Below are 23,771 nucleotides of genomic sequence, written 5' to 3' on the forward strand. Positions count from 1 at the left end.
AAGTGCTCTGTGACCTTCGCGACGAATTTGATCGATCAAAACTTTTGAAGGTTCGCGCCGGACAACCGGAAATCGAGTGCAGTACAGCGTCTACCCGCCGAAACCGTGCGCACCGCCTGGCCGAGAGCCTTCCGCGAACCGACCAGGACCACCAGCTTCTTGGCTCGGGTGACCGCCGTGTAGAGCAGATTCCGCTGAAGCATCATCCAGGCCCCGGTCGTCACCGGGATCACCACGCACGGGTACTCGCTGCCCTGTGAGCGGTGGATGGTCACAGCGTAGGCATGAGCCAGCTCGTCCAGCTCGTCGAAGTCGTAAGGCACCTCCTCGTCCTCGTCGGTCAGGACGGTGAGCTTCTGCTCGTCGGCGTCGAGGGAGGTGACGACCCCGACCGTGCCGTTGAACACCCCGTTCGTCCCCTTCTCGTAGTTGTTCCTGATCTGGGTGACCTTGTCGCCGACCCGGAACACGCGGCCGCCGAACCGCTTCTCGGGCAGCTCGGGGCGGCCGGGGGTGATCGCCTGCTGGAGCAGTCCGTTCAGCGTGCCCGCGCCGGCCGGGCCGCGGTGCATGGGGGCGAGGACCTGGACGTCACGCCGCGGATCGAGGCCGAATCTGGCCGGGATGCGGCGGGCGGCCACGTCCACGGTGAGCCGGCCCGCCTCCTCCGTGTCCTCCTCCACGAACAGGAAGAAGTCCTTGAGCCCCTGGGTGAGGGGCGGTGTCCCCGCGTTGATCCGGTGGGCGTTCGTGACGACGCCCGACTCCTGGGCCTGCCGGAAGATGCGGGTCAGGCGCACCGCGGGGACCGGGCTCTCCTCGGCCAGCATGTCGCGCAGCACCTCGCCCGCCCCGACGCTCGGCAGCTGGTCCACGTCCCCCACGAAGAGCAGATGGGCGCCGGGCGGGACGGCCTTCACCAGCTTGTTGGCCAGGAGCAGGTCGAGCATGGAGGCCTCGTCCACCACGACCAGGTCGGCGTCGAGCGGCCGGTCCTTGTCGTACGCGGCGTCCCCTCCCGGTTTGAGTTCGAGCAGGCGGTGGACCGTGGACGCCTCCGCGCCCGTCAGCTCGGCCAGCCGCTTGGCGGCCCGGCCGGTGGGGGCGGCGAGGACCACCTTCGCCTTCTTCGCGCGTGCCAGCTCCACGATCGAGCGGACCGTGAACGACTTGCCGCAGCCGGGCCCGCCGGTGAGCACGGCGACCTTCTGGGTGAGCGCGAGCTTGACGGCCTCCTCCTGCTCGGGCGCGAGCTGTGCCCCCGTCCGGCCGGACAGCCAGCTCAGCGCCTTGTCCCAGGCCACGTCCCGGAACGCGGGCATCCGGTCCTCGCCCGTGCGCAGCAGCCGCAACAGCTGGGCGGACAGCGACAGTTCGGCCCGGTGGAACGGGACGAGGTACACGGCGGTGACCGGCGCCACCCCGTCCTCGCCCGGCACCTCCTCCCGGACGACACCGACCTCGCCGGAGTCCTCGTCCGGCAGGGTGAGCTCGGCGAGGCACTCGATGACGAGCCCGGTGTCGACCTGGAGCAGCTTCACCGCGTCGGCGATGAGTCGCTCCTCGGGCAGGAAGCAGTGGCCCTGGTCGGTGGACTGCGACAGCGCGTACTGCAGACCGGCCTTGACGCGCTCGGGGCTGTCGTGCGGAATGCCGACCGACCGGGCGATGCGGTCGGCGGTGAGGAAGCCGATGCCCCAGACGTCCGAGGCCAGGCGGTACGGCTGGTTCTTCACCACGGAGATGGAGGCGTCCCCGTACTTCTTGTAGATCCGCACCGCGATGGAGGTGGACACCTCGACGCTCTGCAGGAAGAGCATCACCTCCTTGATGGCCTTCTGCTCCTCCCAGGCGTCGGCGATCTTCTTGGTGCGCTTGGGGCCGAGGCCCGGCACCTCGACGAGGCGCTTCGGGTCCTGCTCGATGATGTCGAGGGTGTCGAGCCCGAAGTGCTGGGTGATGCGGTCGGCGAAGACCGGGCCGATCCCCTTCACGAGGCCGGAGCCGAGATAGCGGCGGATGCCCTGGATCGTGGCGGGCAGCACCGTCGTGTAGTTCTCCACGGTGAACTGCTTGCCGTACTGCGGGTGGGAGCCCCAGCGGCCCTCCATCCGCAGCGACTCCCCCACCTGCGCGCCGAGCAGCGAGCCGACCACGGTCAGCAGGTCACCGGCGCCTCTGCCGGTGTCCACGCGCGCCACGGTGTAACCCGTCTCCTCGCTGGCAAACGTGATCCGCTCGAGGACTCCCTCGAGCACCGCCATCGGCCGCGCGGCCGCCGCCTGCTGCTTCGCCATGATCCGACCGTATCGGTGGGGTCCGACAGCGGGACACCCCGCCGGAAGAACCTGCAGCCTGAAGCTTTTCTGCGTCCGTTCGGGCGGGCCGCGCGGGAATCAGAGGTCCGAATGAATGACACCGCTCGGACATTGCGTGACCGAATTCAATTCAAGGGCGTTTCGGCAGATCGCACGTCGCACAATAAAGGCGACTTTCGTCACCCCCGGACAAATGGAGAAGAAATGATCCGCAAGGTTCTGGCCGGCGCCGCACTGGCGACCGCCGCGGCCGCCGCGACCGTCGGCAGCACCGGTGTGGCCGTGGCCCACACCGGCGGCCCGGAGGCCGAGAACATGCAGACCAGCGCGCACGACATGAACCAGGCCGCGCGCGTCGCCAACGGCGAGACCACCAGCGGCACGGGCGCCTCCGAGTTCGCCACCAGCAACGGTGACGTGGCCATCGCCGGCGACCCGGGCGGCATCCTGAACAGCTACGGCGCCCCGTTCGTCGACGTCGACCTGCGCTGCGCCGTCCCCGCGGCCCAGGGCGTGGGCGGCAACGTCCTCGGCGGTCCGGTCACCGCCTGCAACAACGCTCCGGTCGACCAGTTCGACGCCCCCGAGCGCATCGTCTGAGACCCTCACGCATTCCCCTTCGCGCTGGGTCTCACCCATAGCCGAAGCCCCTTCGGCCGCGTCCCCTCCTTACGCGGCCGAAGGGGCTTTGCCGTTTTTCCATTTGTTTCGCACGACCGAATTTCCGGCCCTTCCGGAATTCCGGTGCGGCGCGTACGGTTCCGGGGTGGGCGCAGCGACTGGAACGAGTGGGGCGGGCGGCGCGGCCGGGCCGCCGGTGAGCGTGCGGCGAGTGCTGCCCGACCTGCTGACGGCGCTGGCACCACCGGTCGGGGAGCGGCTGACCGGGGTGTGGCTGTACGGGTCGGCGGTGACGGGGTCGTTCGACCGGGGCGTCAGCGACATCGACGTACTGATCGGCATCGAGGGCGAACTCGACCTGGACACGGACGGGTTGGCCGCGGCGCATGCGCAGGTCCTGCGCGCTCACCCCGGGTTCCGCGACCGGCTCGACCTCACCTGTGCGCCCGCCGCGGCCCTCGCGGGCGGTCTGCTGCACCCGCTGTGGGTGGTGTCCCCCGGTGAACCGCCGCACACGGCGCGGGTGGCGCCCCGCTGGGCGCTCACGCGCGCCCTGGTCCGGGAGACGGGTCTGACCCTGGCGGGGCGTCCGGCGCGCGAGGCGCTCGCCCCCGCGGACGCCGGGGAGGTGCGGCTCGCGCTCGTCGACTCCGTCGCGGAGCTGCGGAGCCGGGCGCCCGGGGTGCGGCATCGCGGCGGCCACGCGTACGTCGTCCTGACCGCGTGCCGGGCCCTGCGCGCCCTGACGGCGGGCGAGTTGGCGGACAAGGGCGAGGCGGCGGCCTGGACGGCGGAGCGGTGGCCCCGGCTGCGCCCGCTGCTGGCGGCGGCGCTGGTGTGGCGCCGCACGCAGGCGGTCAGGGACGAGACGCCGCTGCCGGCGGAACTGGTGCCGCTGCTGGGCGAGTTGCTGGATCTGACGGCGGCCGCGGCGGTCGCGGAGGAGACGCACTCCGAACGGAAACATCATCGGGGCACACGGGACCGATGAGTTTTTCCCGGCCCGCCGGTCGACACCTCCGACACGTTCACCACGGACCGGACAGGACCACGCCATGACCACGACCCCCGCCGCCAAGGGCCCCGCCAGCTACTTCCCGTCCATCGAGAAGAAGTACGGCGAGCCGATCGCGCACTGGCAGGGCCTCATCCGCAGCTCGCCGCTCACCAAGCACATGGAGCTGGTGAACTGGCTCAAGGCCGAGCACGGCCTGGGCCACGGTCACGCCAACGCGCTGGTGGCGCAGACGCTCGCCGAGGACAAGGCCTCCTAGGGCCCGCCTCCCGGCACCGGACCAGCCCCGGCCTGGCACCGGACCAGCACCGGGCAGGGCTCACACCCCGCCCATCGGCTCCACGTCGACCTTCACCGGCGTGCCCCACACCCGCACGACCTCGTAGTCGGTGAACTCGTGCACCAGGCGGTACGCCATCGCGGCGTCCGGGCGGCGGCGCTGGGCCGCCAGGTACAGATCCGCCTCGCGGCGGTCGTGGCGCGGGGTGCCGCAGAGCTGCCAGACCTGGCCGGTCCACATCTCGGGGATCCAGCGCTGCTGGGGCTGCGGGCGGTCCTCGCGCGTGCCGTACCGCGACAGGACCGGCTGCTGCTCGGTGCGCGGGCGGGCGGGGCCGCCGCCGAACTCGGAGCGGCGGGCCTGGCGGCGGCGGGTCTCGCAGAGCAGGCACAGGTCGGGCGCCGACTCGTCGACCGCGCCCTGGGGGTGCTCGGGGCAGCGGGTCGTCGGCGCCGAGCCGGTGACCGTGTCGTCGAGCAGCTCGAGGGCGCGCTTCACGTCGCCGCGCACCTCGTGGAGCTTGGCGTCCGACGTGTCCCCGGTGAGGCCCTCGCCGTGCTCGCCGAGCAGGCGCAGGGCGCGGCCGAGTGCGGTGAGCTGCGCGTGGTTCACAGTCCTGTGCTCCGTCTCCGTGTGCCGAAACGGCCCGTGCCGTCGTAGGTCCTCCACCATCGCACGCGGCACCGACAAAGCCCCCGCCATCACTCCCGCTCCATCACGATCCGGTCACGACAACCGGAACCCCTCTTGCCACAGACCCGTGTAATCGATTCCAATCCCTCATGTAATCGATTCCATGCACATGTGCGGCCCAGCCTTCCCAGATGAGCCCGGACCCGCATGAGCGCACGCAGCCACAAGGAGGTGGCCCGTGGTGTCTTCGAGCGCGAGCATCAAGGACGTCGCGGCCGCGGCCGGGGTGTCCGTCGCCACGGTCTCCCGTGTCCTCAACAGCCATCCGTCCGTCAGCCCGGACGCGCGCACCCGGGTCATGGCCGCCGTGGAGTCGCTCGGCTACCGGCCCAACGCCGTGGCCCGTTCCCTGCGCACCCACCAGACCCGCACCCTCGGCCTGGTCATCAGCGACGTGCTGAACCCGTACTTCACCGAGCTGGCCCGCTCCGTCGAGGAGGAGGCCCGCGCCCTCGGCTACAGCGTCATCATCGGCAACGCCGACGAGCGGCCCGACCTGCAGGACCACCACGTCCAGAACCTGCTGGACCGGCGCATCGACGGGCTGCTCGTCTCCCCCACCGACGGGGGCTCCCCGCTCATGCTGGCCGCGGCCCGCACCGGCACCCCGATGGTCTTCGTCGACCGGTGGATCCCGGGCGTCGACGTGCCCGTCGTGCGCTCCGACGGACGGGCCGCGATCCGGGACCTGGTCGCGCACCTGCACCGGCTCGGGCACCGCCGGCTCGCCATCATCGCGGGCCCGGCCGCCACGACCACCGGCAGCGAGCGCGTCGACGCCTTCCGGGAGGCCCTCGCCTCGTACGAGCTGGAGCTGCCGGACGCCTACATAGGACAGGGCGACTTCCAGGCGGACAGCGGGCGCCGGGTGGTGGACGGCTTCCTGGACCTCGCCGAGCCGCCCGAGGTCGTCTTCGCGGCCGACAACCTGATGGCGCTCGGCGCGCTGGACGCGATCCGCGCGCGCGGGCTGCGCGTCCCGGACGACATCGCGCTCGCCGCCTTCGACGACATCCCGTGGTTCGTGCACACCGATCCGCCGGTGACGGCGATCGCGCAGCCCACCAAGGACCTCGGCCGGGCCGCCGTGCGCGCCCTGGTCGACCGCATCGAGGGGCGCACCCCGCAGTCGGTGACGCTCCCCGCCCACCTCGTCGTACGGCGTTCCTGCGGCGAATCCCCCCACCCGCGTACCTCAATGGAGAGGAGCACCCGGTGACCCCGGTCGAACAACAGGGCAACCCGGTGGAGTTGCTGCGTATCGAAGGGATACGGAAGACCTTCCCCGGCGTCGTCGCGCTCGACAGCGTCGACTTCGACCTGCGCCGCGGCGAGGTGCACGTCCTGCTCGGCGAGAACGGGGCCGGCAAGAGCACGCTCATCAAGATGCTCTCCGGCGCCTACACGCCGGACGAGGGCCGCATCACCGTCGGCGGCGAGCAGGTCAGGATCCACGGCGCGCAGGACGCCGAACGGCTCGGGATCGCGACCATCTACCAGGAGTTCAACCTCGTTCCCGACCTGACGGTCGCCGAGAACATCTTCCTGGGCCGCCAGCCGCGCCGCTTCGGGCTGATCGACCGGAAGAAGATGGAGAGCGACGCCGAGGTGCTCCTCGCGCGCGTGGGCGTGAACGTGTCGCCCCGCGCGCGGGTGCGTGAACTCGGCATCGCCCGGCTCCAGATGGTCGAGATCGCGAAGGCGCTGAGCCTGGACGCGCGCGTGCTGATCATGGACGAGCCGACCGCCGTGCTCACCTCCGAGGAGGTCGACAAGCTCTTCGCGATCGTGCGGGCGCTGCGCGAGGACGGCGTCGGCGTCGTCTTCATCACCCACCACCTGGAGGAGATCGCGGCGCTCGGCGACCGGGTCACCGTCATCCGGGACGGGCGCAGCGTGGGCCAGGTGCCCGCCTCGACCCCCGAGGACGAGCTGGTCCGCCTCATGGTCGGCCGCTCCATCGAGCAGCAGTACCCGCGCGAACGGCCGGACACCGGCGGCGCGTTGCTGAAGGTCGAGGGACTGACCCGGGACGGCGTCTTCCACGACGTGAGCTTCGAGGTGCGGGCCGGTGAGGTCGTCGGCATCGCCGGACTCGTCGGCGCGGGTCGTACGGAGGTCGTCCGGGCCGTCTTCGGCGCCGATCCGTACGACCGGGGTTCCGTCGAGGTCGCGGGCACCGCGCTGCCGCGGCACGACGTGATCGCCGCGATGGCCGCCGGGGTCGGGCTGGTGCCCGAGGACCGCAAGGGCCAGGGCCTCGTCCTCGACCAGTCGGTGGAGGAGAACCTGGGGCTCGTCACGATGCGCGCGGCGACCCGCGGCGGGTTCGTCGACCGCAAGGGCCAGCACACCGCAGCCGAGCGGATCGCGTCCCAACTGGGCGTGCGGATGGCCGGGTTGGGCCAGCACGTGCGCACACTGTCCGGCGGCAACCAGCAGAAGGTCGTCATCGGCAAGTGGCTGCTCGCGGACATCAAGGTGCTGATCCTCGACGAGCCGACGCGCGGCATCGACGTCGGCGCGAAGGTCGAGATCTACCAGCTCGTCAACGAGCTGACGGCCGCCGGGCACGCCGTGCTCATGATCTCCAGCGATCTCCCCGAGGTCCTCGGCATGAGCGACCGGGTCCTGGTGATGGCGCAGGGGCGCATCGCCGGTGAACTGGCCGCCGAGGACGCCACGCAGGACTCCGTGATGGCGCTCGCCGTCAGCAACAACCAGACCCAGTCCCAGACCCAGACCCAGGAGGAGGGCTCCCGTGACCACTGAAGCACTCAAGAAGAGCACCCGGACCAAGAACGGGAGCCTGCTGCGGCTGCTGCTCGACAACGGGGCGCTGACCGCGCTCGTCGTCCTGGTCATCGTGATGTCGCTGCTCTCCGGCGACTTCCTCACCACGCAGAACCTGCTGAACGTCGGTGTGCAGGCGGCCGTGACGGCCATCCTCGCGTTCGGTGTCACCTTCGTCATCGTCTCGGCGGGCATCGACCTGTCGGTCGGCTCCGTGGCGGCGCTGTCGGCCACGGTCCTCGCGTGGGCGGCGACGAACGAGGGCGTGCCCGTCGCGATAGCCGTACTCCTCGCCGTCCTCACGGGTCTGGCGTGCGGTTTCGTCAACGGCGCCCTGATCTCGTACGGCAAGCTCCCGCCGTTCATCGCGACGCTGGCGATGCTGTCGGTCGGGCGCGGTCTGTCGCTGGTGATCTCGCAGGGCTCCCCGATCCCGTTCCCGGACTCGGTCTCCAAGCTCGGTGACACGCTGGGCGGCTGGCTGCCGGTGCCGGTCATCGTGATGGTCGTGATGGGGCTCGTCACGGCGGTCGTGCTCGGCCGGACGTTCATCGGCCGTTCCATGTACGCGATCGGCGGCAACGAGGAGGCGGCCCGCCTCTCCGGTCTGCGGGTCAAGCGGCAGAAGCTCGTCATCTACGGCCTGTCGGGCCTGTTCGCGGCCGTCGCGGGCATCGTGCTCGCCTCCCGCCTGGCCTCCGCGCAGCCGCAGGCCGCGCAGGGCTACGAGCTGGACGCCATCGCCGCCGTCGTGATCGGCGGCGCCTCCCTCGCCGGCGGTGTGGGCAAGGCGTCGGGCACGCTCATCGGCGCGCTGATCCTCGCGGTGCTGCGCAACGGCCTCAACCTGATGTCCGTGTCCGCCTTCTGGCAGCAGGTCGTCATCGGTGTCGTGATCGCCCTCGCGGTGCTGCTCGACACGGTGCGCCGCAAGGCCGGTGCCACGCCGACCGCCGCGGGCACCGGGTCGCCCGGTCCCAAGCAGGCGTTGCAGTACGTGATCGCGGCGGTCGTCGCCGCGGCGATCGTCGGCGGCCTCGCCCTGTGGAACAACACGGGCTCCTCCGGCGGCAAGAAGGACCTGAAGATCGGCATGGCCGTCTCCACGCTCAACAACCCGTTCTTCACGGAGATGCGGGCGGGCGCGCAGGCCGAGGCGAAGAAGCAGGGCGTCGAGCTGACGGTGACGGACGCCCAGAACGACGCGTCGCAGCAGGCCAACCAGCTGGAGAACTTCACCAGCGGGGGCATGGGCGCGGTCATCGTGAACCCGGTCGACTCCGACGCCGTCGGCCCGTCCGTGCGCGGCGCCAACCAGGCGGACATCCCCGTGGTCGCCGCCGACCGCGGCGTGAACAAGGCGAAGACGGCCACGCTCGTCGCCTCCGACAACGTCGCGGGCGGCAAGCAGGCCGCGAAGACCCTCGCCGAGAAGCTCGGCGGCAAGGGCACCATCGTGATCCTCCAGGGCCAGGCCGGCACGTCCGCGAGCCGGGAGCGCGGCGCCGGGTTCGCGGCGGGCATCAAGGAGTACCCGGGCATCAAGGTCGCCGCGAAGCAGCCCGCGGACTTCGACCGCACCAAGGGCCTGGACGTCATGACGAACCTGCTCCAGTCGCACCCGGACGTCGACGGCGTCTTCGCCGAGAACGACGAGATGGCGCTCGGCGCGATCAAGGCCCTCGGCGCCAAGGCCGGCACGTCGGTCGACGTCGTCGGCTTCGACGGCACCCCCGACGGCTTCAAGGCGGTCGAGGCGGGCACGCTCTACGCGTCGGTCGCCCAGCAGCCGCGCGAACTCGGCAAGATGGCCGTGCAGAACGCGATCAAGGCGGCGCAGGACGACGAGATCCCCGACGCCGTGAAGGTGCCGGTGAAGGTCGTGACCGAGAAGAACGTCGCCGCGTTCAAGTGACGCTCCGGGCGGCCTGGACCTCTGCCGCTCTCGTAGCCTTTGCGGTGACGTACGAAGAAAGGTGCAGCATGAACACGTACGACCTCCTCGTCGTGGGGTCCGCCAACGCGGACCTGGTCGTGGGCGTCGAGCGGCGCCCCGGCGCCGGGGAGACCGTCCTCGGCTCCGACCTGGTGGTCCACCCGGGCGGCAAGGGCGCCAACCAGGCGGTCGCCGCCGCCCGGCTCGGGGCCCGTACGGCGCTGCTCGCGCGGATCGGCGACGACGGCCACGGGGCGCTGCTGCGCGGGTCGATGGAGTCGGCGGGCGTGGACACGTCGGGCGTGCTGGTCGGCGGGGCGCCCACCGGGGTCGCGCTGATCACGGTCGACCCGTCGGGCGACAACTCGATCGTGGTGTCGCCCGGCGCGAACGGCCGGCTCACGCCGGACGACGTGCGCGCGGCGGGCGAGCTGTTCGGGGGCGCCCGGGTCGTCTCCGTGATGCTGGAGATCCCGCTGGAGTCGGTCGCGGAGGTCGCGCGGTCGGTCGCCGACGGGGCCCGGCTCGTCCTCAACCCGTCGCCGCCGGCACCGCTGCCGGACGAGGTGCTCGCGGTCTGCGACCCGCTGATCGTGAACGAGCACGAGGCGAAGGTCATCGCCGATGCCTCCGGCACGGAGCTGGGAGCGACCCCCGAGGACTGGGCGCGGCAGCTGCTGGCGCTCGGCCCGCGCTCGGTCGTGATCACGCTGGGCGCGGAGGGCGCGCTCGTCGCGGACGCGGCGGGGTCGGAGCGGGTGGCCGCGGTGAAGGTCGAGGCCGTGGACACGACGGGTGCGGGTGACGCCTTCACGGCGGCGCTCGCCTGGCGGCTCGGCACCGGCGAGTCGCTGGCCGACGCGGCCGCCTACGCGGCGAAGGTCGGTGCCGCCGCCGTCACGAAGGAGGGCGCGCAGGCGTCGTACCCGACGGCGGAAGAGGTCGCCGCCCTGTGCTGTGTCTCTCCGGGGACACCCCCCGGACCCCCGGCCGGAACGGCGGGCACGACGGCGTGAGGTACGACGAACGACAAAGGCGGCCTCAGTGAAGCGCTCCGGGATACTCAACCGTCATCTGGCGGGCGCCGTCGCCGAGTTGGGGCACGGGGACGGGGTCCTCGTGTGCGACGCGGGGATGCCGGTGCCGGCCGGTCCGCGCCTCGTCGACCTCGCCTTCCGGGCCGGGGTGCCGTCGTTCGCCGAGGTGCTCGACGGGCTCCTCGACGAGCTGGTGGTCGAGGCGGGGACGGCGGCGCGCGAAGTGCGCTCCGCGAACCCGTCGGCCGCGGAACTGCTGCGGGAGCGGGTGCCGTCGCTCTCCTACGTCACCCACGAGGAGCTGAAGACGCTGTCGGCGGACGCGAAGCTCGTCGTCCGCACCGGGGAGGCGCGGCCCTACGCGAACGTGCTGCTGCGCTGCGGCGTCTTCTTCTGAGCCTGTTCTTCTGAGCCCGCCGCGCCGCACGAACCCCGATGTGCTGCGAGGGGCCCGGTCCGCGGACCGGGCCCCTCGGGCTTTCCCCTCCAGTGTCGGAACTTCCTCGATCCCCCCGGATCCCCCTCCAAAAGTTCCGACGCCACGTACGACCCGTCGTGCTCCGGAAAGGTTGCACGCCTCGGCAGCATTTTCTTGGCTGGATTTTCAGCGTGCCGACATTACGGGGCAGTCGTAGCGTTTGACGCATGAGCGAACAATCGTCGGAAAACTCGCTGGAGAAGGACGTCATCGACGAGCTCGGCGACGACCGGCTGCACGAGCTCGCGAGCCTGCTGGGCACGGACCCCTCCGGGGCGCAGGACGTCGTCGGCAGCACCGTCTCCGCGCTCTCGGGCGGCCTGCGGGAGCGGGCCGACGAGGGGCCCGAAGGGGCGCAGGAGGTCCGGGACGCCATCGCCGAGGCCGAGGCGCCGCCCCTGCAGGGCGTCGCCACGCTCGGCGGGCTGGCCTCCGGCGGGCTGCTGGCGGGGCTCCTCGCGAAGATGAGCCGGCCGGTGGCCAACGCGGTCGCCAAGAAGACGGGGTTGCCCGCGGCGAACGTGGCGCGCGGGATCGAGATGCTGATTCCGGTGGTGCTGGCGGTCATGAGCAAGCGCGCCGCTCGGAAGCGGTAGCCGCCCTTTCGCCGTGGGGCCTCGGGTGTCGTGGGCGGGTGCGGGCCGGTGGGGCTTCTCGCGCAGTTCCCCGCGCCCCTGAGATGCACACTGCGTGTGCCATCTCAGGGGCGCCCGATGGGGCTGCGGCGCAGCCGCATGCTCCAGGGGCGCGGGGAACCGCGCGACCAGCCCCACCGCCCCGATGGGGCTGCGGCGCAGCCGCATGCTCCAGGGGCGCGGGGAACTGCGCGACCAGCCCCCACCGGCCCGCAGCCGCCGCCCAGGGAAAGCCCTACGGCGAACAGGCGCCGACGGTCGACCGGTCAGGCGGCATGACGCGTGAAACGGTCGGCCGTCTCCGCGAGGACCTCTCGGCCGTCGCGGGCCCACAGCCCGTCGTTGAAGAGCTCGACCTCGATGGGACCGGCGTAGCCCTGGTCCTCCACCAGGCCCCGCCAGTACCGCATGTCGATCGCCCCGTCACCGATCTGGCCACGCCCGTTGAGGACGCCCTCCGGCAGCGGGGTCGTCCAGTCGGCGAGCTGGAACGTCGCGATGCGGCCCTGCGCGCCCGCCCGGGCGATCTGCGCGGGCGCGGTGTCGTCCCACCAGATGTGGTACGTGTCCACGCAGACGCCGACCTGGTGGGCCGGGAACCGCTCGGCGATGTCCAGGGCCTGCGCGAGGGTGGAGACGACGCACCGGTCGGCCGCGTACATCGGGTGCAGCGGCTCGATGGCGAGCCGCACCCCGTGCTCGGCGGCGTACGGGGCGAGCTCGACGAGCGCGTCGGCGATCCGCTCCCGCGCGCCCGGCAGGTCGTAGGACCCGGCCGGCAGTCCGCCCGAGACCAGGACCAGGACGTCCGTGCCGAGGGTGACGGCCTCGTCGACGGCCCGCTTGTTGTCCTCGATCGCCGCCTTGCGCTCGGTCGCGTCGATCGCGGTGAGGAAGCCGCCCCGGCAGTGCGTGGTGACGCCGAGACCGGCGTCGCGCAGCAGCTTCGCGGCCGCCTCGACGCCGTACGCCTGGACCGGCTCGCGCCAGGTACCGACGTACTGGACGCCCAGCTCACGGCAGGAGTCGGCCAGTTCGGGCAGGCTGAGCTGCTTGACCGTCATCTGGTTGATGGAGAAGCGCGGGTCCGCGGTCACGATGACACTCCGTACAGGGCGAGCAGGTTCTTCATCCGGGCCTCCGCCAACTCCGGGTTCGGGAACAGGCCGAGGCCGTCGGCCAGTTCGTAGGCCCGCGCGAAGTGCGGCAGCGAGCGTGCCGACTGGAGTCCGCCGACCATGGTGAAGTGGTCCTGGTGGCCGGAGAGCCAGGCCAGGAAGACGACACCGGTCTTGTAGAAGCGGGTCGGCGCCTGGAAGAGGTGCCGGGACAACTCGACGGTGGGGTCGAGGAGTTCACGGAATCCCTTCGCGTCCCCCGTGTCGAGGACGCGGACCGCCTGCGCGGCGAGCGGGCCCAGCGGGTCGAAGATGCCGAGCAGGGCGTGCGAGAAGCCGCGGTCGTCGCCCGCGATCAGCTCGGGGTAGTTGAAGTCGTCGCCGGTGTAGCAGCGCACGCCCTTCGGGAGGCGGCGGCGCAGCTCGACCTCGCGCCGGGCGTCGAGGAGCGAGACCTTGATGCCGTCGACCTTGTCCGGGTGCGCGGCGATGACGTGGAGGAACGTCTCGGTCGCGGCGTCCAGGTCGGCGGAGCCCCAGTAGCCCTCCAGGGCCGGGTCGAACATCGGGCCGAGCCAGTGCAGGACGACGGGCTCGGTGGCCTGACGCAGCAGGTGGCCGTAGACGTCGAGGTAGTCCTCGGGGCCCTTGGCGACGGCGGCCAGGGCGCGGGACGCCATGAGGATCGCCTGCGCGCCCGTCCCCTCCACGAGCGCGAGCTGTTCCTCGTAGGCGGCCCGCACCTCGGCCAGGTCCTGTGCGGGCGCGGTGAGCTGGTCGGTGCCGGCGCCGCACGCGATGCGCCCGCCGACGGACCGCGCCTCGGCCGCCGAACGCTCGATGAGCTCGGCGGCGCCCGCCCAGTCCAGGCCCATGCCGCGCTGCGCGGTGTCCATGGCCTCCGCCACGCCGAGGCCGTGCGACCACAGGTGGCGGCGGAAGGCGAGGGTGGCGTCCCAGTCGACGGCGGCCGGTGAGTCCGGGGTCGTGTCGGCGAACGGGTCGGCGACGACGTGCGCGGCCGAGAAGACGACGCGCGAGGCGAGCGGCGCGCCGGTGTCGAAGGACAGGGGGGTGGCGCGGGGCTCGTAGGCCCGCAGTCCGCCCTGGCCGTCCGGGAGTCGGATCGTCACAGCGTGATCTCCGGAACGTCGACGCGGCGGCCCTCGGCGGACGACCGCAGGCCCAGCTCGGCGAGCTGCACGCCACGGGCGCCGGCCAGCAGGTCCCACTGGTAGGGCGCGTCGGCGTAGACGTGCTTGAGGAAGAGCTCCCACTGCGCCTTGAAGCCGTTGTCGAACTCGGCGTTGTCGGGGACCTCCTGCCACTGCTCGCGGAACGAGTACGTGGCGGGGATGTCGGGGTTCCACACCGGCTTCGGCGTGGCGCTGCGGTGCTGGACGCGGCAGTTGCGCAGGCCGGCCACGGCGGAGCCCTCGGTGCCGTCGACCTGGAACTCGACGAGTTCGTCGCGGTTGACGCGCACGGCCCAGGAGGAGTTGATCTGGGCGACGGCGCCGCCGTCGAGTTCGAAGATGCCGTACGCGGCGTCGTCGGCGGTGGCGTCGTAGGGCTTGCCGTTCTCGTCCCAGCGCTGCGGGACGTGCGTGGCGATGAGCGCCTGCACGGAGGTGACGCGGCCGAACAGCTCGTGGAGCACGTACTCCCAGTGCGGGAACATGTCGACGACGATGCCGCCGCCGTCCTCGGAGCGGTAGTTCCACGACGGGCGCTGGGCCTCCTGCCAGTCGCCCTCGAAGACCCAGTAGCCGAACTCGCCGCGCACGGAGAGGATCTTGCCGAAGAAGCCGCCGTCGATGAGGCGCTTCAGCTTGAGCAGGCCCGGCAGGAAGATCTTGTCCTGGACGACACCGGACTTGACGCCCGCGGCCTTGGCGAGGCGGGCCAGTTCGAGGGCGCCGTCGAGGCCGGTCGCGGTCGGCTTCTCGGTGTAGACGTGCTTGCCGGCGGCGATGGCCCGCTTGAGGACGTCCTCGCGGGTGGAGGTCATCGCGGCGTCGAAGAAGATGTCGACCGAGTCGTCGGCGAGGACGGCGTCGACGTCGGTGGAGATGTTCGCCTCGTCCAGGCCGTGCTTCTCGGCGAGTGCCTTCAGGGCGTGCTCGCGGCGGCCGACGAGGACCGGCTCGGGCCACAGCACCGTGCCGTCGCCCAGGTCGAGCCCGCCCTGCTCGCGCAGGGCGAGGATGGAGCGGACGAGGTGCTGGCGGTAGCCCATGCGCCCCGTCACGCCATTCATGGCGATGCGCACCGTCTTGCGTGTCACGTGAGTCCCTTCGTCCAGCCACCCGTACGCGGCGTACGCGAATCGGCGCCTGCCGGATCGTGCGTAGCAAGCGCTTTCTATCTGAGAAGAAGCTAGCCTCTGCACAGCCGCTCGGACAAGAGCGGAGACCGGACCGGCCTTGTGAACGAGCCCCGGGCCCTTCCGACCGACCCGCCCGGAGCCTTTGCCGGAGCCTTTGACGGAGGATGACGATGACCGTGACCCTGGCGGACGTGGCCGCCCGCGCGCAGGTGTCCCCCGCCACCGTCTCGCGCGTGCTGAACGGCAACTACCCGGTGGCCGCCGCCACGCGTGAGCGCGTCCTCAAGGCCGTCGACGAACTGGACTACGTCCTCAACGGCCCGGCGAGCGCGCTGGCCGCCTCCACGTCGGACCTGGTCGGAGTCCTGGTCAACGACATCGCCGACCCGTTCTTCGGGATCATGGCCTCGGCCGTGCAGTCGGAGATCGTCGGCCCCGGCGGCCGGGCGGGCGGCGAGCGGCTCGCGGTGGTCTGCAACACGGGCGGCGACCCGGAGCGCGAACTGACGTACCTGACCCTGCTGCAGCGCCAGCGCGCGGCGGCGGTCGTGCTGACCGGTGGCGCGATCGAGGACGAGGCCCATGTCGCCGCCGTGGCCAGCAAGTTGAGACGGCTGTCCGAGGCCGGCACCCGGGTGGTCCTGTGCGGACGCCCGCCGCTGCCGGACACCGACGCGGTGGCCCTGACCTTCGACAACCGGGGCGGGGGACGGGAGTTGACGGAGCATCTGCTCTCCCTCGGCCACCGCCGCATCGGATACGTGGCGGGTCCCGAGGAGCGTACGACGACCCGCCACCGCCTGGAGGGGCACCGCGAGGCGCTGGCCGGCGCGGGCGTGACGGAGTCCGACGGCCTGGTGGTGCACGGCCCCTACGACCGGGCGGCCGGACATGCGGCGACGGTCGAACTCCTCGGCAAGGAGCCGTCGTTGACGGCCGTGGTCGCGGCCAACGACACGGTGGCGCTCGGCGCGTGCGCGGCCCTGCGGGAGGCCGGGCTGCGGATCCCGGAGGACGTCTCGGTGGCGGGCTTCGACGACCTGCCGTTCAGCGTGGACGCGGTCCCCGCCCTGACGACCGTACGTCTGCCGCTGGCGGAGGCGGCGGCGCGGGCGGGCCGGATCGCGATGGGCCGGGAGGCGGCGCCGCCCGGCGGGGTCGATGTCGTACGGGGCGAGCTGGCGGTTCGGGGATCGACGGGGGCGCCGCGTGGACAGTGAGAGAACCGGACCTCTGCGCTGGACGGGCCCGATCCTGCTGAACCTCCTGATCGGCCTGCCGGCGACCGTCCCGCTGGGCTGCGCGTGGTGGCTGGTGAGCGAATGGCTGCCGATGGACTGCGACAGCATCCAGGAGTCCTACTCCCCCGGTTTCAGCGGGAGTTGCAACTACAGCACCCTCGACAGCGGCCCGGTGGTGATGGGCCTCGGCGCGGTGTCCGCAGCCGTGGTGCTCGGCCTGTTGGCCTGGGCCAACGTCTCCCTGTCCCGCAACCCGGCGCTCGGCCGGGCGACGTGGCTGCGCGCGGCGCCGTTCGCGGTGGCGCCGTTCGCGGCGTGGGCGGTGCTCGCCCTGTTCGCGGTCTAGGGCCTGTCGTCACACTCGCGTCGTCGCCCGAAGGGCGGCCCCGCCGCGTCTGGTGCGTGCGATCGCAAGGCGCCGGAAGGTCCTGGTAGCGGAGCTGCTCGGGCCTTTCGGCAACGCGGCGAGCGTGCGTGCCAGACGCCGCGGGGCAGACGGGAGTGTGACGACAGGCCCCAGGGCCCGTCTCCCAGGTCCTGGGTCAGGAACGCCCCCTCGTCGCAGGCCGGCGCCCCGCGAGCCGGCACCCGACGCAGCCGGCGTGCCCCGCGCCCGCGCTCACGTCCCGCACCCGGACGGGGCGCTGACCGACGGGCCGGGGCCCCGGCGGCTTGCCCCACCCCGCCAGGTGCAGCACCCAGACGGCCACCACGGCCGCGACGAGGACCGCGGGCCCCAGCCACGCCCCCGGCCGCCACCCGATGATCCCGAGCCCGGTGACCGCGACCCCGGCGGTGGCGACGGCGCAGCCGACCCAGCCCGCGAGGGTGTGCCCGTCGTCGTGGTGCCGCGCCACGACGACCTGCTCGCCGGCTTCCCCACTCACTCGCACCCGCACATCCACGTCAGTCACGGCTCCCCACGCGTCGACTTATTTGTTGAGCGAAGGCTCAACAACGGATCGCCTGGACCCTAGCACCCCTCTTGAGCGACCGCTCAACAAATAGGGTTCTCCGGTTACAGTTGCGGCATGAGCGAGGCCAGGACACGAGGACGACCGCGTACGTTCGACCGGGACGCGGCACTCGCGACGGCCGTCCGGCTGTTCTGGGAGCGCGGTTTCGAGGCGACCTCGGTGGGCGAGCTGACCACCGCCATGGGCATCCGGCCGGCCAGCCTGTACGCGGCGTTCGGGGACAAGAAGGCGCTGTTCAGGGAGGCCGTCGAGGTGTACGGGCGGTCACCGGTCGGCGCCTTCGTGGCCGAGGCCCTGGCGGAGGAGGAGACGGCCCGCGGCGCGTTCGCCCGGATCCTGCGCGACGCGGCGAGGATCTACGCGGACCCGTCCCACCCGGCCGGCTGCCTCGCCATCAGCGCCGCCACGAACGTCACGGCCCAGGACGCGGAGGTCGCGGCGTTCCTGCGCGACGTGCGCAACGCGGGCGTGGCCGCCTTCGAGGACCGCCTGAACAGGGCGAAGAAGGACGGCGAACTCCCGGCCGGGACGGACGCGCCCGCCCTGGCGTCCTACTTCACGGCGGTCGTCCAGGGGCTGTCACAACGGGCCCGCGACGGAGCGACCGCGGAGGAGCTGGCGCGGGTGGCCGAACTGGCCCTGGCGGCATGGCCAGGGGGCCGTTGAGCCCAGGACCCGGACAGGTGCGCTGAAGTCCGCCACCACGGTCACGGCGTGGTGGCGAGTCCGACGAGGTGGCGGGCCGTGCCCGCGGGGTCGACCGTCTGGTGGAGGTGTTCGCCGGGGAGGTGGGCCACGCGCCAGCCGCGTGCGCGCGCCTCCGCGGCCGGCTCCTCGTACGGAGGGCCGAAGAGGAGGTACGAGACCGGGTGGTCGTCCCAGCCCTCGGGGACCGGGACGTGCTGCTCGTAGTAGGACAGGGGCAGGGTGGGCTGCTCGGCGACGAGCGTCCGCCGCGTCGCCGGGTCCGGGAACATGGGCGCGACGTCCGCCTCGTCCCACCAGTCGGTCCAGCGCGGCAGCCGTCCGTCCACCGCCAAGGGGCGGAGGAACTCGAGCAGTTCGGGCGGGGCGACCGGGGTCGGGCCACGCCGGGCCGGCAGGGCGGCGTCGACGAAGACGGAGCCGGTCACCGGGTGGTCGAGGCCTGAGCGGATCAGCGGGAGGAACAGGCCCGCGTTGCTGTGGGCGACCAGCACGACCGGGCCGCCGGGCGGCAGCTGCCGGAGGTCGTCGCGCACGGCGCGGACGACGTGGGGCCAGAAGGGCGCCGCGCACGCGCCCACGTGGAGGAGGGACGGAACCCGCACCCGATGTCCCGCGGCCGTCAGGTGATCGGCGACGGCACGCCAGGTCGTGGGCCCCACGGACGGACTGTGCACGAGAACGAAGGTCGGCCGCATACGCCGATCCTGCCGCCCGCGCCGCCCCCACCGCGATCGTCTCGGCCCACAGCAGAACGCCGCGCCTCGACGCCTCGCACGAACCCCAACTCGCGGCGCCCATACCGCACTTGACCGACGGGGCCGGCAGTGGCGCGCGTCGGTGGACGCGGGCGGGTGGTGGGCGTACGGTGGGCGAACCCCCGAAACCTCTGACTGAGTCAACTGTCCGAGCCGCGAGGTGGCCATGACCGTGCACGACATCCGGTCCTTCAACCGCTTCTACACGAACGTCATCGGCGCGCTGGACTACAGCCGCCACCTGTACGCCCCGTACACCCTCACCGAGTCCCGCGTGCTGTACGAACTCGCGCACACGGAGAAGGTGGACGCCGCCGACCTGCGGACCCGGCTCTCCCTGGACGCCGGGTACCTGAGCCGGATCCTCGGGAAGTTCGAGCGGGAGGGACTCGTCGAGCGCGGGTCGTCCGAGCGGGACTCGCGGCGCCGCCGCATCACGCTGACCGCGCGCGGCCGCACCGCGGCCGACCTGCTCGACGAGCGGTCGCGGGAAGCGGTCGGCACGCTCCTGGCCGCCGTGCCGCCCGACCAGCGCGACCGGCTCGCCGACGCGCTGCGCACCGTGCGCGAGGTGCTCGGCGACGGCCGCGCCGCCCCGCACCCGGACAACGTGCTGCTGCGCGAGCCGGGCCCGGGCGACCTGGGCTGGATCGTGGCCCGCAACGGCGCGGTGTACGCGGCCGAGTTCGGCTGGAACGCCGACTACGAGGGCCTGGTCGCCCGGATCGTCGCCGACTTCGCGCAGGACCACGACCCGCACCTGGAGCGGGTGTGGATCGCCGAGCTCGACGGGCGTCCGGTGGGGTGCGTGATGTGCGTGCGCGACGAGGCGCCGGGCACCGCGCGGCTGCGGCTGCTGCTGGTGGAGCCCGACGCGCGCGGCCTGGGCGTCGGCGACCGGCTCGTGCGGTCGGTCATCGACTTCGCGCGCGGCGTCGGCTACCGGGATCTGGTGCTGTGGACGAACGACGTGCTCAAGTCGGCCCGTTCGATCTATCTGCGGCACGGGTTCGTCCTCGTCGGCGAGAAGCCGCACCGGTCCTTCGGCGCCGACCTGATCGGCCAGGACTGGCGCCTCGCCCTGCACCGCGCACCGGAGTGACGGGCGGGAGCGCGGGTAAGGTCCGGGCCATGAAACTGGCGTTCTCCACCCTCGGTGTCCCTGGTCTCCCGATCCCCGACGTCCTCCGCCTCGCCACCACGCACGGCTACCACGGCGTGGAGCTGCGCGCGCATCCCGAGGAGCCGGTGCACCTGGGCCTCACCCCGGCCGAACGCGCCGACGCGGCCGCCGAGTTCAAGGCGGCGGGCGTCGAGGTCCTGGGCGTCGCCGGGTACGCCCGGGTGGCCGCGCCCGGCGAGGACGGGCCGGTCCTGGACGACGTACGGGCGCTGGTGGACCTCGCCCGCGACCTGGGCGCACCGTACGTCCGGGTGTTCCCCGGCGGCGGCGACGAGCAGGGGCCCGAGGAGGCCGACGCGACGGCGGCCCGCCGCCTCGGGGTGGCCGCCGAGTACGCGGCCGACCGCGGCGTCCGGGTCCTCCTGGAGACCCACGACTCGCACCGCACCGGCGCCGCCGCCTCCCGGATCGTCGGCCCGGTCGGCCACCGGAACGTGGGCGTGCTCTGGGACGTCATGCACACCTGGCTCGGCGGCGAGCAGCCCGTGGCCTCGTACGCCGCGCTCTCCCCCTACCTCGGCTACGTGCAGGTCAAGGACATCGCGGGTCCCGACGACAAGACGCCCCTCGCGCTCGGCGCCGGCGTGCTGCCGCTGGCCGAGTGCGTGGAGGTGCTCAGCCGGGAGGGCTGGGACGGCTGGCTGTGCTGGGAGTACGAGGCCCGCTGGTACGAGGCCGCCGCGCCGCTCCCCGAGTTGCTGGGCGCAGGGCGGGAGCACCTGGCCCGGCTGCTCAACGAGTCGGCGTAGGGCGGGGGTCGAGGGCCAGGCCCGCTCCGGGCGCGTCGGGTACGCCAGGTGCTGCGGCGGTGGTCGCGGGCCGCGCGGGCCTCTTCCGTGCGCCGCCCAGTGAGGTCAGGGCCACCCCCGCCACCAGCAGCGCGCCCGCGCACCACCGGAGCGGGCTGACCGACTCGCCCAGGAAGAGGGCGGCCGACGACATGCCGAAGACCGGGACGAGCAGCGAGTACGGGGCGACCGTCGAGGCGTCGTAGCGCTGCAGGAGCCGGCTCCACGCGCTGAAGCCGAAGAGCGTGGTGACCAGGGCCACGAAGAGGATCGCGCCGGCGCCGGGGAGGTCGAGGTCCCGCAGCGCCCCGGCGTCGCGCGCCGGGCCCTCGAAGAGGAGGGAGAGGGCGAGCAGCGGCAGGACGGGGACGGCGCTCGACCACACCATGAAGTTGAAGGGCGCCCCGGGCGACGCCTTGCGGGTCAGGACGTTCGAGACGCCCCAGAACGCGGCCGCCACGAGGACCAGCGCGAAGGCGCCGAGCGGGCCGGAGCCGCCCTCGTCGACGGCCGCCACCGCGATGCCGGAGAGCGCCACGGCCATGCCCAGCATCCGGACCGGGCCCGGTCGTTCACCGAGGAACGCGAACGCGATCAGCGCCGTGAACACCGACTGGACCTGGAGGACGAGGGAGGAGAGGCCCGCGGGCATCCCGGTGTTCATGCCGATGAAGAGCAGGCCGAACTTACCGACGCCCAGCGCCAGCCCCACCCCGACGATCCAGCGCCAGGGCACGCACGGCCGCCCCACCAGGAACACGGCGGGCACCGCGGCCAGCAGGAAGCGCAGGGCGCAGAAGAGCAGCGGCGGGAAGTGGTCGAGGCCGATGTCGATGACGACGAAGTTCACGCCCCACAGGGCGGCGACGAGGACGGCGAGGCCGGTGTGCGCAGGTCTCATGCGTCGAGGATCACGCCTCGCAACCGTGTAGCACCAGCGATGATTGCTGCATGGTTGGATGAAGCACTGCTGAAGGGTTGGTCCCGGGATGCTCGATCTGCAACGGCTGCGCGCCCTGCACGCCGTCTCCGTCCACGGCACGGTCGGCGCCGCCGCGGCCGCCCTCGGCTACACCCCGTCCGCCGTCTCGCAGCAGATCGCGAAGCTGGAGCGGGAGACCAGGACGGTGCTGCTTGAGCGGGAGGGGCGGGGCGTCCGGCTCACCGACGAGGCGCTCCAACTCGCCGAGACGGCGCGTGAGTTGATGGCCATCATGGAGCGGGCCGAGACGGGGATCGAGGAGCGGCGCGGGGTGCCCGCCGGGCGGCTGACCGTCGCCGCGTTCGCCTCGGCCGCGCGGGGGCTGCTGCCCGCCGCGCTCGCCGGGCTCGCCGTGCGGCATCCCGCGCTCGACGTCCGGCTGACCGAGGTCGACCCGCACCTGTCGGTCGACCTCGTGGCGAAGGGGGCGGTCGACGTCGTGGTGGCCCACGACTGGGACATCGCGCCGCTGCCGGCTCCCGCCGGGGTCGAGCAGGCCGTCGTCGGGGACGACCTGTGCGATCTGCTGGTGCCGGACGGGCATCCGCTGGCCGGGCGGGAGTCGGTGCGGCGGGAGGAGCTGGGCGGGGAGCGGTGGGTGTCGCAGCCGCCGGGGCGGGTGTGCCACGACTGGCTCCTGCGCACGATGCGCTCCGCCGGGTTCGAGCCGGAGATCGTTCATCAGGCCGACGAGAACCCCACGTTGGTGGCGTTGGTCGCGGCGGGGCTCGGGGTCGCGGTCATTCCTCGGCTCGGGCGGGGGGCCTTGCCGGCGGGGGTGGTCGCGGTGGGGCTCGATCCGATGCCGCGGCGGCGGGTCTACGCGTTGTGGCGCACCGGCACGGCTCGTCGGCCGGCGGTCGGGGCGGTCGTCGAGGCGCTGCGCACCCAGGGCCGCGTCTGCCTCCGACGCGAACCGTCCGTCTGACCGCCCGGTGGGGGCTGCCCGCGCAGTTCCCCGCGCCCCTGAGCATCTGCCACGTGGCGCAAAGCTCTTCGACCGCAGGTCTCGCCGTGGTTACTCGCGCAGTTCCCCGCGCCCCTGGGCGTCTGCCATGTGACGCGGAGCCCTTTGACCGCGAGACTCGCCGTGGTCGCCCGCGCAGTTCCCCGCGCCCCTGAACGTCTGCCACGTGGCGCGGAGCCCTTTGACCGCGAGACTCGTCGTGGTTGCCCGCGCAGTTCCCCGCGCCCCTGAGCGTCTGCCATGTGGCGCGGAATTCTTTGACCGCGAGTCTCGCCGTGGTTGCCCGCGCAGTTCCCCGCGCCCCTGAGCGTCTGCCATGTGGCGCGGAGCTCTTCGACCGCGAGACTCGCCGTGGTTGCCCGCGCAGTTCCCCGCGCCCCTGGGGATGCGCACTTCGTGCGGCATCTCCGGGCCGGGGAAGGCTGCGCGCAGCGCATGCCTTCAGGGGCGCGGGGAACTGCGCGACCAGCCCCACCGGGCCCGCGGACAAAGTCCGCATTTCAGGGGCGCGGGGAACTGCGCGAGAAGCCCCGCGCGGCCACAGATACCCACCCCCGGAACGGAGTTGCGGCGCCCACCCGTATCAGGATCACCGCACGCCACCTCCACACCAACTTCGCCGAACCTTCAAAAGTTGGGAACCCAAGCGTCGCCGCGCTCGTCCAAAGGGCACGCTGCCGGTGAGTCTCCGTAGTGCGGTGTCGGCCTCGCTGCTGGCTGCGAACGCTGACCACCCTCTCCGCCGCACACGGCCGGCAGCATGCCGTCACCGGCGCGCCCCCCTCCAACAGCGCCGGTGACGGCCCCTTCGTACGCGAAGCCCGGAGCGTCGACTCCCTTGACTGGCAGAAACTTTCCCCATATTCATGACGCGCGGAAGTTTCCTTCAGCCGTCAGCCAGCACGCCCCTCCTCCGG

Annotated in this window: 23 protein-coding genes; 15 read left to right on the plus strand and 8 right to left on the minus strand. The window is 72.5% G+C overall.

Translation table 11 applies throughout. The annotated features are described in order from the left end of the window. Positions 1-35: 35 nt before the first annotated feature. Positions 36-2,297 (minus strand): ATP-dependent RecD-like DNA helicase, encoded by a 2,262-nt coding sequence (locus RBJ77_RS52135; RefSeq protein ID WP_372351381.1) that lies wholly within the window; start codon positions 2,295-2,297, stop codon positions 36-38. A 225-nt stretch (positions 2,298-2,522) separates the two neighbouring features. Between RBJ77_RS52135 and RBJ77_RS52140 the strand changes: the two genes are divergently transcribed. The 3 genes from RBJ77_RS52140 (at position 2,523) to RBJ77_RS52150 (ending at position 4,213) form a co-directional block, all read left to right on the plus strand. Further along, complete coding sequence (locus RBJ77_RS52140; RefSeq protein WP_372351382.1) at positions 2,523-2,918, plus strand: hypothetical protein; 396 nt, start codon at positions 2,523-2,525, stop codon at positions 2,916-2,918. A 166-nt stretch (positions 2,919-3,084) separates the two neighbouring features. Then, positions 3,085-3,930: an aminoglycoside adenylyltransferase domain-containing protein gene (locus RBJ77_RS52145; RefSeq protein ID WP_372351383.1), complete on the plus strand. Its 846-nt coding sequence runs from the start codon at positions 3,085-3,087 to the stop codon at positions 3,928-3,930. Between the two features lie 64 nt (positions 3,931-3,994). Next, entirely contained in the window at positions 3,995-4,213 is a 219-nt protein-coding gene (locus RBJ77_RS52150) for a DUF4287 domain-containing protein (protein WP_372351384.1), read from the plus strand. A 60-nt stretch (positions 4,214-4,273) separates the two neighbouring features. Here RBJ77_RS52150 and RBJ77_RS52155 read toward each other — a convergent pair whose 3' ends face one another. Next, positions 4,274-4,846 carry a hypothetical protein gene (locus RBJ77_RS52155; protein WP_255975082.1) on the minus strand — a complete coding sequence of 191 codons (573 nt, stop codon included), beginning with the start codon at positions 4,844-4,846 and terminating at the stop codon, positions 4,274-4,276. Positions 4,847-5,108: 262 nt separating this feature from the next. On the opposite strand from RBJ77_RS52155, the gene RBJ77_RS52160 reads away from it, so the two are divergent. The 6 genes from RBJ77_RS52160 (at position 5,109) to RBJ77_RS52185 (ending at position 11,767) form a co-directional block, all read left to right on the plus strand. Then, complete coding sequence (locus tag RBJ77_RS52160) at positions 5,109-6,146, plus strand: LacI family DNA-binding transcriptional regulator (RefSeq protein WP_372351568.1); 1,038 nt, start codon at positions 5,109-5,111, stop codon at positions 6,144-6,146. Next, complete coding sequence (locus tag RBJ77_RS52165) at positions 6,143-7,699, plus strand: sugar ABC transporter ATP-binding protein (RefSeq protein ID WP_372351385.1); 1,557 nt, start codon at positions 6,143-6,145, stop codon at positions 7,697-7,699. Before RBJ77_RS52160 ends, RBJ77_RS52165 begins: the two co-directional genes overlap by 4 nt. Next, the gene (locus tag RBJ77_RS52170; protein WP_372351386.1) at positions 7,689-9,635 is read left to right on the plus strand and encodes a substrate-binding domain-containing protein; all 1,947 of its coding nucleotides are present in this window, start codon (positions 7,689-7,691) and stop codon (positions 9,633-9,635) included. Before RBJ77_RS52165 ends, RBJ77_RS52170 begins: the two co-directional genes overlap by 11 nt. Positions 9,636-9,703: 68 nt before the next feature. Then, positions 9,704-10,672: a ribokinase gene (locus tag RBJ77_RS52175; RefSeq protein WP_372351387.1), complete on the plus strand. Its 969-nt coding sequence runs from the start codon at positions 9,704-9,706 to the stop codon at positions 10,670-10,672. A gap of 28 nt (positions 10,673-10,700) precedes the next feature. Further along, a complete protein-coding gene (rbsD, locus tag RBJ77_RS52180) occupies positions 10,701-11,090 on the plus strand; it encodes a D-ribose pyranase (RefSeq protein WP_372351388.1) in 390 nt (129 codons plus the stop codon). Between the two features lie 248 nt (positions 11,091-11,338). Further along, positions 11,339-11,767 carry a DUF937 domain-containing protein gene (locus RBJ77_RS52185; protein ID WP_372351389.1) on the plus strand — a complete coding sequence of 143 codons (429 nt, stop codon included), beginning with the start codon at positions 11,339-11,341 and terminating at the stop codon, positions 11,765-11,767. Positions 11,768-12,072: 305 nt separating this feature from the next. Here the strand turns inward: RBJ77_RS52185 and RBJ77_RS52190 are convergent, their stop codons facing one another. The 3 genes from RBJ77_RS52190 to RBJ77_RS52200 are packed head-to-tail and all read right to left on the minus strand — an operon-like array spanning position 12,073 to position 15,211. Next, positions 12,073-12,903, minus strand: a complete 831-nt coding sequence (locus RBJ77_RS52190) for a sugar phosphate isomerase/epimerase family protein (RefSeq protein WP_372351390.1) — start codon at positions 12,901-12,903, stop codon at positions 12,073-12,075. Further along, positions 12,900-14,057 carry a dihydrodipicolinate synthase family protein gene (locus RBJ77_RS52195; protein WP_372351391.1) on the minus strand — a complete coding sequence of 386 codons (1,158 nt, stop codon included), beginning with the start codon at positions 14,055-14,057 and terminating at the stop codon, positions 12,900-12,902. The genes RBJ77_RS52190 and RBJ77_RS52195 overlap by 4 nt, the downstream gene beginning before the upstream one ends. Continuing rightward, positions 14,054-15,211 carry a Gfo/Idh/MocA family protein gene (locus RBJ77_RS52200; RefSeq protein ID WP_372351392.1) on the minus strand — a complete coding sequence of 386 codons (1,158 nt, stop codon included), beginning with the start codon at positions 15,209-15,211 and terminating at the stop codon, positions 14,054-14,056. The genes RBJ77_RS52195 and RBJ77_RS52200 overlap by 4 nt, the downstream gene beginning before the upstream one ends. 212 nt (positions 15,212-15,423) lie before the next feature. Here RBJ77_RS52200 and RBJ77_RS52205 point away from each other — a divergent pair, with 212 nt between their 5' ends. Beyond that, positions 15,424-16,473 carry a LacI family DNA-binding transcriptional regulator gene (locus tag RBJ77_RS52205; RefSeq protein ID WP_372351393.1) on the plus strand — a complete coding sequence of 350 codons (1,050 nt, stop codon included), beginning with the start codon at positions 15,424-15,426 and terminating at the stop codon, positions 16,471-16,473. Continuing rightward, positions 16,463-16,840 carry a hypothetical protein gene (locus RBJ77_RS52210; protein ID WP_372351394.1) on the plus strand — a complete coding sequence of 126 codons (378 nt, stop codon included), beginning with the start codon at positions 16,463-16,465 and terminating at the stop codon, positions 16,838-16,840. Before RBJ77_RS52205 ends, RBJ77_RS52210 begins: the two co-directional genes overlap by 11 nt. Positions 16,841-17,036: 196 nt before the next feature. Here RBJ77_RS52210 and RBJ77_RS52215 read toward each other — a convergent pair whose 3' ends face one another. Continuing rightward, complete coding sequence (locus RBJ77_RS52215; RefSeq protein WP_372351395.1) at positions 17,037-17,381, minus strand: HGxxPAAW family protein; 345 nt, start codon at positions 17,379-17,381, stop codon at positions 17,037-17,039. Between the two features lie 144 nt (positions 17,382-17,525). Between RBJ77_RS52215 and RBJ77_RS52220 the strand changes: the two genes are divergently transcribed. Further along, complete coding sequence (locus RBJ77_RS52220; protein WP_372351396.1) at positions 17,526-18,137, plus strand: TetR/AcrR family transcriptional regulator; 612 nt, start codon at positions 17,526-17,528, stop codon at positions 18,135-18,137. 41 nt (positions 18,138-18,178) lie between these two features. On the opposite strand, the gene RBJ77_RS52225 is transcribed toward RBJ77_RS52220, so the two are convergent. Further along, positions 18,179-18,838, minus strand: a complete 660-nt coding sequence (locus RBJ77_RS52225; protein WP_372351397.1) for an alpha/beta hydrolase — start codon at positions 18,836-18,838, stop codon at positions 18,179-18,181. Between the two features lie 262 nt (positions 18,839-19,100). Between RBJ77_RS52225 and RBJ77_RS52230 the strand changes: the two genes are divergently transcribed. Together RBJ77_RS52230 and RBJ77_RS52235 are read left to right on the plus strand one after the other, a co-directional pair. Next, positions 19,101-20,036: a GNAT family N-acetyltransferase gene (locus tag RBJ77_RS52230; protein ID WP_372351398.1), complete on the plus strand. Its 936-nt coding sequence runs from the start codon at positions 19,101-19,103 to the stop codon at positions 20,034-20,036. 29 nt (positions 20,037-20,065) lie between these two features. Beyond that, positions 20,066-20,866, plus strand: a complete 801-nt coding sequence (locus RBJ77_RS52235; RefSeq protein ID WP_372351399.1) for a sugar phosphate isomerase/epimerase family protein — start codon at positions 20,066-20,068, stop codon at positions 20,864-20,866. Here RBJ77_RS52235 and RBJ77_RS52240 read toward each other — a convergent pair. Further along, positions 20,850-21,806: an EamA family transporter gene (locus tag RBJ77_RS52240; protein WP_372351400.1), complete on the minus strand. Its 957-nt coding sequence runs from the start codon at positions 21,804-21,806 to the stop codon at positions 20,850-20,852. The two genes, RBJ77_RS52235 and RBJ77_RS52240, sit on opposite strands and share 17 nt — an antisense overlap. 88 nt (positions 21,807-21,894) lie before the next feature. Here RBJ77_RS52240 and RBJ77_RS52245 point away from each other — a divergent pair, with 88 nt between their 5' ends. After that, positions 21,895-22,815 carry a LysR family transcriptional regulator gene (locus RBJ77_RS52245; protein WP_372351401.1) on the plus strand — a complete coding sequence of 307 codons (921 nt, stop codon included), beginning with the start codon at positions 21,895-21,897 and terminating at the stop codon, positions 22,813-22,815. Positions 22,816-23,771 lie beyond the last annotated feature (956 nt).

This window comes from Streptomyces sp. KL116D (genome assembly GCF_030766975.1).
Taxonomy (GTDB): domain Bacteria; phylum Actinomycetota; class Actinomycetes; order Streptomycetales; family Streptomycetaceae; genus Streptomyces; species Streptomyces longispororuber_A.

What these genes read in the sequence shown, in the direction of transcription:
- RBJ77_RS52135 (WP_372351381.1), bottom strand. Translation starts at nt 2,297, where the DNA reads ATGGCGAAGCAGCAGGCGGCGGCCGCGCGGCCGATGGCGGTGCTCGAG.
- RBJ77_RS52140 (WP_372351382.1), top strand. Translation starts at nt 2,523, where the DNA reads ATGATCCGCAAGGTTCTGGCCGGCGCCGCACTGGCGACCGCCGCGGCC.
- RBJ77_RS52150 (WP_372351384.1), top strand. Translation starts at nt 3,995, where the DNA reads ATGACCACGACCCCCGCCGCCAAGGGCCCCGCCAGCTACTTCCCGTCC.
- RBJ77_RS52175 (WP_372351387.1), top strand. Translation starts at nt 9,704, where the DNA reads ATGAACACGTACGACCTCCTCGTCGTGGGGTCCGCCAACGCGGACCTG.
- RBJ77_RS52185 (WP_372351389.1), top strand. Translation starts at nt 11,339, where the DNA reads ATGAGCGAACAATCGTCGGAAAACTCGCTGGAGAAGGACGTCATCGAC.
- RBJ77_RS52205 (WP_372351393.1), top strand. Translation starts at nt 15,424, where the DNA reads ATGACCGTGACCCTGGCGGACGTGGCCGCCCGCGCGCAGGTGTCCCCC.
- RBJ77_RS52220 (WP_372351396.1), top strand. Translation starts at nt 17,526, where the DNA reads ATGAGCGAGGCCAGGACACGAGGACGACCGCGTACGTTCGACCGGGAC.
- RBJ77_RS52230 (WP_372351398.1), top strand. Translation starts at nt 19,101, where the DNA reads ATGACCGTGCACGACATCCGGTCCTTCAACCGCTTCTACACGAACGTC.
- RBJ77_RS52235 (WP_372351399.1), top strand. Translation starts at nt 20,066, where the DNA reads ATGAAACTGGCGTTCTCCACCCTCGGTGTCCCTGGTCTCCCGATCCCC.
- RBJ77_RS52240 (WP_372351400.1), bottom strand. Translation starts at nt 21,806, where the DNA reads ATGAGACCTGCGCACACCGGCCTCGCCGTCCTCGTCGCCGCCCTGTGG.
- RBJ77_RS52245 (WP_372351401.1), top strand. Translation starts at nt 21,895, where the DNA reads ATGCTCGATCTGCAACGGCTGCGCGCCCTGCACGCCGTCTCCGTCCAC.